This is a genomic window from Meridianimarinicoccus roseus (genome assembly GCF_003172915.1).
Classification (GTDB): domain Bacteria; phylum Pseudomonadota; class Alphaproteobacteria; order Rhodobacterales; family Rhodobacteraceae; genus Meridianimarinicoccus; species Meridianimarinicoccus roseus.
Genome location: NZ_QGKU01000063.1, coordinates 66,849 through 75,064 on the forward strand (window position 1 = coordinate 66,849; position 8,216 = coordinate 75,064).

Genomic DNA, 8,216 nt, shown 5'->3' on the forward strand with positions numbered 1-8,216 from the left:
AGCGGCCGCTCTGCGACTAGGTCCATGTCGATCTGGCGTATGGGTGGTTTGGCAGGCTCGGTCTGACCGATGCGGTGCCCGATCATTCGACATTTCCCAAGAACCGCCAACCGAGCAGTTCCAGCGCGCAGCAATCGCCCAGAACTTTCGCAAAGTGGCCAAGTTGGTGACCGTGCCAGCCCCAAGCATGAGCGAGACTGGCAATCGGTTCGCTTTGGATGCCGGTCAGACCGTCTTGATTGCCAAGTTTCTCACCAGTGCCCGGACGAACCCGACTTTCACGCCTGCCGAAGCTTGACCTGTCTATAACTTCACACCTTAGGAAGTTCTAATCAGTCGAGAATCGGTGTGAGCGGACAAAGCGGCTAATGTATCAGATCTCGGAATTGGCAGAGAGCGTAGGGCTCTCGCGCGCGACGCTGCTCTACTACGAGAAGCTCGGGCTGCTGAAGGGCAAGCGCCAAGCGAACGGCTATCGCGTCTACACGGACGGCGACCGACAGCGCCTGCGCCTGATGCAGCAGCTCCAGGCGGGCGGGCTGAGCTTGCAGGAATGCCGGGCCTGCCTCGATGGCAAGCTCGACCGTGAGATGCTGGGCCAGCGCCTCGCCGTGCTGGACGCGGAGATCGCCGAAAAGGGCAAGTCGCGCGACCTTCTGGCGGCTCTGCTCGGACAGTCGAGCCTCAAGGACTGGCACGAAAGGGTCGAGCGCGTCGCGCCCGATCTGCACCGCGCCTGGCTCATGTCTCAGGGGTTTTCCAGCGCGGAGGCGGGGCTGGTTGCGCTGGTGTCCAAGGACATGAACGCCCACGACGCGTACATGGCCGGGTTTATGGAGGTGTTCGCCGACCTCGACTGGTGGGGCCCGGGAACGGCCGAGGCGACGCGCCGGGCGCTCACAATGGTGCCGGTCGAGCCCGAGACGATCCTCGAGATCGGCTGCGGCCCCGGCATGGCAACGATGACGCTGACCGAGGCGACGCGGGCGCGGATCACGGCCACCGACACAGACGAGGTCGCGCTCGACAAGCTCAGGGCGCGGGTTGCGGCGCGCGGACTCAACAACCGGATTAAGGTGCAGAACGTCGACATGGCCGCCATCCCGACCCCAAAGCGTCCCTGGGATGTGATCTGGTCCGAGGGCAGCGCCTATATCCTCGGCGTGGATAAGGCGCTGGCGGACTGGAGGGCGCTCCTGCGCCCCGGCGGCGTTCTCGTGTTCTCCGACATGGTCTGGCGGACCGATGCGCCCGACGACGCGGTCCGCGCCTTCTTGGCCGCGGAATACCCCGCGATGGCGACGCCCGCGACCCGCGTCGCGCAGGCGAAGCGCGCGGGCTACCGCGTCATCGGCCATTTCGACATCGGGCCGGAGGGGATGGAGACCTACTACCGCCCGCTCGCCGCGCGGCTCGACGCCCTCGAGCCGCGTCTCGCGGGAAGCCGTGTTCTCGAAGATCTGCGCCGCGAGATCGCCGTGCATGAGGCCGGGCGCGGGCAGTTCGGCTACGAGATGTTCGTGCTGGAGCGGGGCTGACCCCGCCAAGCACCAGAGAGGATAGAGACATGGACACTTCAACGGATTACACCACCCACGCCGAGGCGATTGTGGAACTCTTCGCGTCGACCTTCACTGCTTCGGAGGGCGCGGAGGAAGGCGCGCTGATCGGCGCCCTCGCGCGCCGCCTGATCGCGGAAACGCCTACCCAGGATCTGCGAGTAGTCACTGCATGGGAGGAAGGCACGCTTCTCGGCGGCATCTTCTTCACGCGCCTTACCTACGAGGGCGATCCGCGCACGGTCTTCATGATGGCCCCCGTGGCCGTGGCAACGGCACATCAGGGCAAGGGCATAGGGCAGCGGCTGATCGCCCACGGCCTCGATGCGCTCCGGAAAGAGGGCGTGGATATCGTCGTGACCTATGGCGACCCGGCTTTCTACGGCCGCGTCGGGTTCGAGACAGTCTCCGAGGCAGACCTGCCGGCGCCGCAGCCGCTGAACCAGCCGCAGGGCTGGATCGCCCGGTCCCTGACCGACGCGCCGCTGACGCCCCTCGGCGGGCCGACGCACTGCGTCACCGCGTTCGACGATCCGGCGCTTTGGTAGGCCGATGGTCCGCGATTACTCCGCCTTCCTGCCGGGTAGCACTCCGGCGCGCCGCGAACCCACGGCGCTGGAACGCTTAGGCTGGGGCCCGACCTTTGCAAGCCAGATCGACACTGACGCCCTGACCGCGACGCCCCCGGTGCGCGTGGTCGCCGTGCATCGCAGCGGCTTGCAGGTGGCGGGCGACGGCATCGAAGAGACGATCCCGCCGGGGCCCGAGGCAACCGTGGGCGACTGGTTGCTACTTGACCGCGCGCGGCCACGGTCGAGCCGTGTGCTGGAGCGCAAGAGCCTGATCAAGCGCCGCGCACCGGGCACGGGCCGCGAGGTGCAACTGATCGCGGCGAATATTGATACGGTGTTCGTCGTCACCTCCTGCAACGCGGATTTCAACGTGGCGCGGCTGGAGCGCTACGTAGCGCTGGCCTTCGAGGCCGGGGTCGCGCCGGTGATCGTCCTGACCAAGGCCGATCTCGCTGAGGACACCGAGCCCTACGTCGAAGAGGCACGGAAGGTATCGGACCGGGTGCCGGTGGTGGCGCTCGACGCCCGTGGCGACGAGCCGGCAGCGGCGCTGGTCGGCTGGTGCAAACCGGGACGGACGGTCGCCTTCGTCGGCTCCTCTGGCGTCGGCAAGTCAACCCTCACCAACGCGCTCCTCGGCAATCAGGCCATCGCCACCCGGGGAATCCGCGAGGATGACGCGAAGGGCCGCCACACCACGACCCGGCGCGAGCTTCACACCGCGCCCGGCGGCTGCCTCGTTCTCGACACGCCGGGTATGCGCGAGCTTCAACTGACCGATGCCGCGAGCGGCATCGCCGATGTCTTTGAGGATATCGAGGCGCTGGCCGAAAACTGCCGCTTCACCGACTGCCAGCATGAAACCGAGCCGGGCTGCGCCGTCCTGGCCGCCATCGAAGACGGCAGCCTCGACCCCGCCCGACTTGCCCGCTGGCGCAAGCTCCAGGCCGAGGACGCCTTCAACTCCGCCAGCCTTGCCGAACGCCGCGAAAAGGATCGCGCCTTCGGCAAGCTCGTCCGCAGCGCAGTGACGGCAAAATTGGATCGAAAGCGATAGCTCCGAGTGAACCGCCGCGCTTTTCCCAAAGAGCATTTCGTTCAACGCGTCATGCGACCTTGGGTATCGGCTGCATCTGGTCACGATATCGGCGTTCGGCATCGGGCGGCGGGACAAACCCGATCGATCCCGGGAGGCGCTTGGGGGTGTGCCGATCCGCCGGGTGCATGGACTCCCACGCGACCTCCAGCATCGTTTTCTAGGGTCCGAGCTGCCTGATGCGGTGTTGCGTTCTTTGGTGCGACTGGGCGGCAAGTTTGGGCCGAAACCAGGGACTGAGCCCTGGCCAAGCCGCTTCGACACGGCGTGTCAAAGACTCCGTCGTCCGCCTTCGCGAAATCTAGCGGCCCGCTTAGGTCGGATTCCCGGGCCGAGAGGTCATTCAAGTGTACCGGCGGCCAGCCGTGGTGGAGGCCGGACGTCATTTTGCTGATTTTCGCCAATTATCTCGCAGTCATTGGCCCTCTGGCTCTCGAAGACGCGCCTGATCCGATGGATCGCTTCTGGCGTGACGTCGCCTTGCTTAGTTGGCCGACGCAATTAGGGGCCGTCTTGCGCGGTGCGGGCAAGGCTCTCGACCATTTGCGTGATGTCTTGAGCCATCGCCCGATCGAGCCCGACGGCTGCGATAGCGACCTGTCGGTCCGGGAGAACGGCAGCATGAAGACCCCAGAAGCCTCCATGACGAAAGACTCGGTCGCTTTCTCCCTCTCCTCTGAACAAGCCCATGCGGTAAGGGCTTCCAGCAGGATGACCTGGCGCGGACAACATCAGTTCCAGAGTTTCCAGCCGGTCAAAAATCGCCCCGGATACGAGCGCGGCATAAAGCCGGGCGGCATCCTCGATGCTCGCGACCATCCCGCCACCGCCGAAGGTGTCGATGCTGCCGTTGATGGAGGTCGTGTCGATGCCGTCCATCCACTGATGCGCCGTGGCGGGCCCCTGCGAAAGCGGCTCTCCCTCCCAACGCATCTGCGGCAGACCGAGTTCGACCCAGCGAAGAAGGTCCCGCATGGCTTCGCCGAGCGGTTGGCGCGTGGCCCGTTCGATGACTTCGCCGAGAAGAACATAGCCGGTGTCGGAATAGGCGAAGTCTGTCCCGGGGCTGGACAGAGGCGCTCCGAGTTCGACCATGAGCGCGACCTGCTCGGTCCGGGTCCAGACGTGGCCCGGATCGGCGAGGATTGTGCTCAGATATTCCGGGCTTTCCGCATGGTCGGCGAGTCCACCGGCATGCATCAGCAGATGCCGCACGGTGATCGATCCTGTGTCGTAGCCGCCGCCACGCAGCACCCGGTGGAGCTTCGGCGCGATGAGGTCTGCGACAGGGGTGTCGAGGCTCAACCGCCCCGTCTCCGAAAGGCGCAGGATAGATGCGGCGGTGAATGTCTTCGTAAGAGACGCGAGGCGCACAGGGGTTTGGGCTGTCATCTCACGTCCGTCCGGGGCGGCGGCGCCGATCGCGGCTACGACTGTCCGGTCTCCGGCTGCAACGGCAACCGCCGCGCCGGGCGCGCAAGGGACGAGTGTTTCTAGGGCCGCGCGAAGCGCTTCCTCGCTCGGAATATTGGCGGGTTCGGCGCAATCCGTGGTGGCGAGTGGTATACCGGCCTTGATCAGATGGCGACGCGATGTCATGCCGACCTTTCCTTTCCGAAGCGCATTTGGCTACCCCGCATGACTACGACCCCAATGGCGGCGAACCAAGCGGCGACGCCAAGGCCGAAGATGGCGGTCGCGAACTCGTTGCCGTAGCCGATGCCCAGTTCTGCCGCGTGCAGGGTCTGCCAGAATGACGCCGCAGCCTCAGGGTCGTCAGCAAGCGCTTAGTTTCGTTCAACGGTGACATTGGCGATCATGTCGGCGCCGCGGCCCAGATCAGGCCGACCGCACTGGTGAGGGGCGCGGCATCTGGCAACTCTTTGCCGGTCCGACCAAGAAGCGCGACTAGGAGAAGCAGCAGCGCCAGTGAGTTGCCGACATAAATTGGGATGTTCCAGGCGACGGGTTCGCCCGGCCGCTCGGCGATATAGGATACGACGGCGGCGGCGTCGGTCTGGTTCGTTCCGAAGCCCGGCGCGGCGAGTACGCTCAGAAGCAGGGCGAGGCAGACAACGTAGGTTGAGGCGCGGTTGGGTTTTTGGGGGGCGGTTGAGGGTTTTGGGGGTCATGATTGATTTTGTTTTGGTTGGCGTGTTTCGTCTGCCGCGAGGGTTTCGAAGTATTCGGCAAGGCGCCGCGTGCCGAACCGGGGCGCGATCATGTCCATCCCGAGCGCGGTCAGGAAGAACCGCGCCGGTCCACTGACGCGGCGCGGCAGGATCGGCAGGACGGTGAGCGCGGCGCGGCGCAGGGCGTCCGGCAGATGGGTGATGCGCGGCGCGGTCCCGAGGGCGGCGAAGGCGGCGCGGGCAATCTCGCCCTGGGTCATCACGTCGGGCCCGCCGACCTCGGCCCAGCCCCGCCCGGCTTCGGTCGCGTCGGCGACGGCCATTGCCAGGTCGGCGCCGTGGATGGGGTTGAGGCGCTGCGTGCCATCCCCGAAAAGCCACACGCGGCCGCGCCGGGCCATGTCCAGGATCTCGGCCATGTCGGAAAAGAAGCCGGTGGGCGCGATCACCGTCGCGGGCATGTCGCAGGCCCGAAGCGCGTCCACGAAGGCGGCCTTGGCATCGATCAGCGGCACGCCCGGCATGTCCTCCGCGTGCAGGACGTGGATGTAGGCGAAGCGCTTCACGCGCGCCGCTTCTGCCTCGCGCAGGAGGTTCAGGTTGGCCTGAAAGTCAACGTCCCTGTAGCCCAGCCCGTCGGTCTGCCGGGTGATGCCAAGCGACGAAACGACGAGGTCCATGCCGTCCATGATCCCCGTGAGTGTCTCGGGTCGCGTCGCCTCGGCCTCGACCGTGAGATCTGCCAGGCCTTCGCCCCGCGCGGTGTCGCGCACCAGGGCGGTGACGTGGTGACCTCGGCGCGCGTATTCGGCGCAAAGATAGCGTCCGAGATGGCCGGTCGCTCCGGCAACCAGAACGTTCATGGATCGTCTCCGGGTCAGAGGAAACCGACGCCAAGCGCGGCGGCGGTCATCAGGGCGAGGACGGGCGTCCAGAGCAGGCGCTCCGGGCGAGAGGGGCTCGCGGCGTTGGCGGCGAGGGACAGCAGGGTGAGCCCGAGTGCCGGCCAGAACAGCGCCTCCAGCGGTGCCGGGCCGATGCCGGCCCGGGCGAGCACCGCCCCGGCCATGGTGGCAAGCAGCGCAGCCTGGACCAGCGCCAGCGCCCGCCAGGGGGGCGGCAGGCGGCCCGCAAAGCGGCCGCCGACCGTCAGCCGCCCGAGCGGGGCGCCGGCGGCGTTGGCGACGTGCATCAGCATCGGCAACGCGGCCAGCCCGGCATAGGCGAAGGCGAGTATCTGGGTCATCGACCGGTCCTCACCGCCAGCGCGGGCGCCGCGCCGGAAAGGGCCGATGCGTTGCGCGTGGTCGTTCGTCCGGCAGCCCGGGATCGCCCGAGATATGCCGGTGCGGACGGGTGCGCCGCCGTGCCAACCGGCGCGCGCCTTTGGTCAGAAGGTGGTGAAGGCCGGCCCTGCGGGTACAGGTGTCGTGCATCGCGCCCTCCCACAGGTCACGCCCGCATGGCCGCTGCCGCGCAGACCCCGAGCAGGGCGGCCGGCGCAGGAGGGGCTATCAGCATCGGGTTCATGTCGTGTGTCCTTCGACTGTCGAATGTGTCGAGGGAGGATATACCCGTTCGTGCCGGGGCGCGGCATGACCGCAGGGATCAACGGATTGACCGCGCATGTCAATTCGAGAGCCACGCGGTCGGGCTCGCCCCGGTCCAGCGCCGGAAGGCCCGGACGAAGGCCGAAGCCTCGGAAAAACCCAGAAGGTAGGCTGTCTCGCCGACCGAGACCTTGCGCGCGCCGAGGTAATCCATCGCCATCCGGCGGCGCAGGTCGTCGTGCACTTCGGCGAAGGTAACCCCCTCGTCCTTCAGGCGGCGGTAGAGCGTCTGTCGGCTCATGCCGAGGTCCCGGGCGATCCGGTCCATCGACAGCGTTCCTTCGTGCAGATCGGCCAGCATCCGCGCCTCGACACCCGAGCGCACGGTATCATTGGCGGCAAGCTCCGCCAGCAGCCCGTCGGCGTGGCGGGTGAAGACGCCGAAGACGTAGTCCTTGCCGCCGTCGAACGCCTCGTCCAGCCAGACCGGATTGATCCGAAGTGCGTTGCGCGTGGCGCGGAAGGTGACCGGCACCCGGAAAAGCTCGGGATAGCGGTTGGCATGGGGCGGCGGGGCGTAGGTGACTTCGAGCGCCTGTTCGAACGGGTGTTCGGGGGCGGAGCGGCGGAATTCGGAAATGAACCGCGCAAAGCTCGCCTCGGTCGCCATCCAGGTGCCGTCGCAGGGGCGATTGTCCAGCAGCCAGACCGCGTCGTTCTCGCGCTTGAGTTCGAACCGGTCCCGCCCGCCGCGGATCGGCACATCGGCCATCAGGCGGGCATAGCGGTTGAGCTGGACGAGGCTGTGCGGAAAGGAGGTCGAGGCATGGACGATCTGGCCGACGATCGACATCGTCTCGAGCCGCGTCTCGAGCACATGCCGCAGCAGAAGAGAGGTGTCGCCCGTCGTCTGGATCCCGGTGGCGATGAGCGTCTCGTAGGCGGCGACCGGGATGCGCGTGTCCTGATCCACCAGATCGTCATCCGTCAGGCCGGATGCCGCCAGAAGGCCGTCCCGCGGCGCGCCTTCACTCACCGCATAGTCGAGGAACGCGCGCGCGAAACCGGCGGCCATGGTCTGATCGGACATGCGGTGGTCCTCCGGGGTCAGGATGTCGATGCGCCCGGTCATGCCCTTGCCGAACCGGCGCCGACAGAATGTCCGAAGACAATGTGTCAGGACAAGCCCGATGCTGCGCCCCATGTTCGCGCTCATCGCCACCCTTCCCGCTCCCCGCGCCCTCCCGTCCCCGCAGCGCCCCACGACCAAGCCCGTACCGCCGAAAGTGCCGACAAAAGTGACCGCC

Annotated in this window: 9 protein-coding genes; 5 read left to right on the forward strand and 4 right to left on the reverse strand. The window is 67.0% G+C overall.

Going from position 1 to position 8,216, the window contains the following annotated elements; translation table 11 throughout:
* The first annotated feature begins 32 nt into the window (after positions 1 to 32).
* The 4 genes from DKT77_RS21595 to rsgA all read left to right on the forward strand — a co-directional run bounded on the left by DKT77_RS21595 (position 33) and on the right by rsgA (position 3,188).
* Positions 33 to 170, forward strand: a complete 138-nt coding sequence (locus tag DKT77_RS21595) for a hypothetical protein (RefSeq protein ID WP_109813258.1) — start codon at positions 33 to 35, stop codon at positions 168 to 170.
* Between the two features lie 198 nt (positions 171 to 368).
* Positions 369 to 1,538 (forward strand): MerR family transcriptional regulator, encoded by a 1,170-nt coding sequence (locus tag DKT77_RS19200; protein WP_109813259.1) that lies wholly within the window; start codon positions 369 to 371, stop codon positions 1,536 to 1,538.
* Positions 1,539 to 1,567: 29 nt separating this feature from the next.
* Positions 1,568 to 2,107 carry a GNAT family N-acetyltransferase gene (locus DKT77_RS19205; protein ID WP_109813260.1) on the forward strand — a complete coding sequence of 180 codons (540 nt, stop codon included), beginning with the start codon at positions 1,568 to 1,570 and terminating at the stop codon, positions 2,105 to 2,107.
* Between the two features lie 4 nt (positions 2,108 to 2,111).
* On the forward strand, positions 2,112 to 3,188 hold the full coding sequence (gene rsgA / locus DKT77_RS19210; RefSeq protein ID WP_109813261.1) for a ribosome small subunit-dependent GTPase A: 1,077 nt from the start codon (positions 2,112 to 2,114) through the stop codon (positions 3,186 to 3,188).
* Between the two features lie 540 nt (positions 3,189 to 3,728).
* Here rsgA and DKT77_RS19215 read toward each other — a convergent pair.
* Positions 3,729 to 4,826, reverse strand: coding sequence for a serine hydrolase domain-containing protein (locus tag DKT77_RS19215; RefSeq protein WP_109813262.1), 1,098 nt, complete (start codon positions 4,824 to 4,826; stop codon positions 3,729 to 3,731).
* Positions 4,827 to 4,852: 26 nt separating this feature from the next.
* Between DKT77_RS19215 and DKT77_RS21400 the strand changes: the two genes are divergently transcribed.
* Positions 4,853 to 4,984 (forward strand): hypothetical protein, encoded by a 132-nt coding sequence (locus DKT77_RS21400; protein WP_274520105.1) that lies wholly within the window; start codon positions 4,853 to 4,855, stop codon positions 4,982 to 4,984.
* A 371-nt stretch (positions 4,985 to 5,355) separates the two neighbouring features.
* Here DKT77_RS21400 and DKT77_RS19225 read toward each other — a convergent pair whose 3' ends face one another.
* The 3 genes from DKT77_RS19225 to DKT77_RS19235 all read right to left on the reverse strand — a co-directional run.
* Positions 5,356 to 6,222, reverse strand: coding sequence for an SDR family oxidoreductase (locus tag DKT77_RS19225; protein ID WP_109810130.1), 867 nt, complete (start codon positions 6,220 to 6,222; stop codon positions 5,356 to 5,358).
* Between the two features lie 14 nt (positions 6,223 to 6,236).
* Entirely contained in the window at positions 6,237 to 6,605 is a 369-nt protein-coding gene (locus DKT77_RS19230) for a hypothetical protein (protein WP_109810129.1), read from the reverse strand.
* A gap of 383 nt (positions 6,606 to 6,988) precedes the next feature.
* Positions 6,989 to 8,216, reverse strand: a 1,228-nt coding sequence (locus DKT77_RS19235) for an AraC family transcriptional regulator (protein WP_238547884.1), incomplete at its 5' end; no start/stop codon positions are given.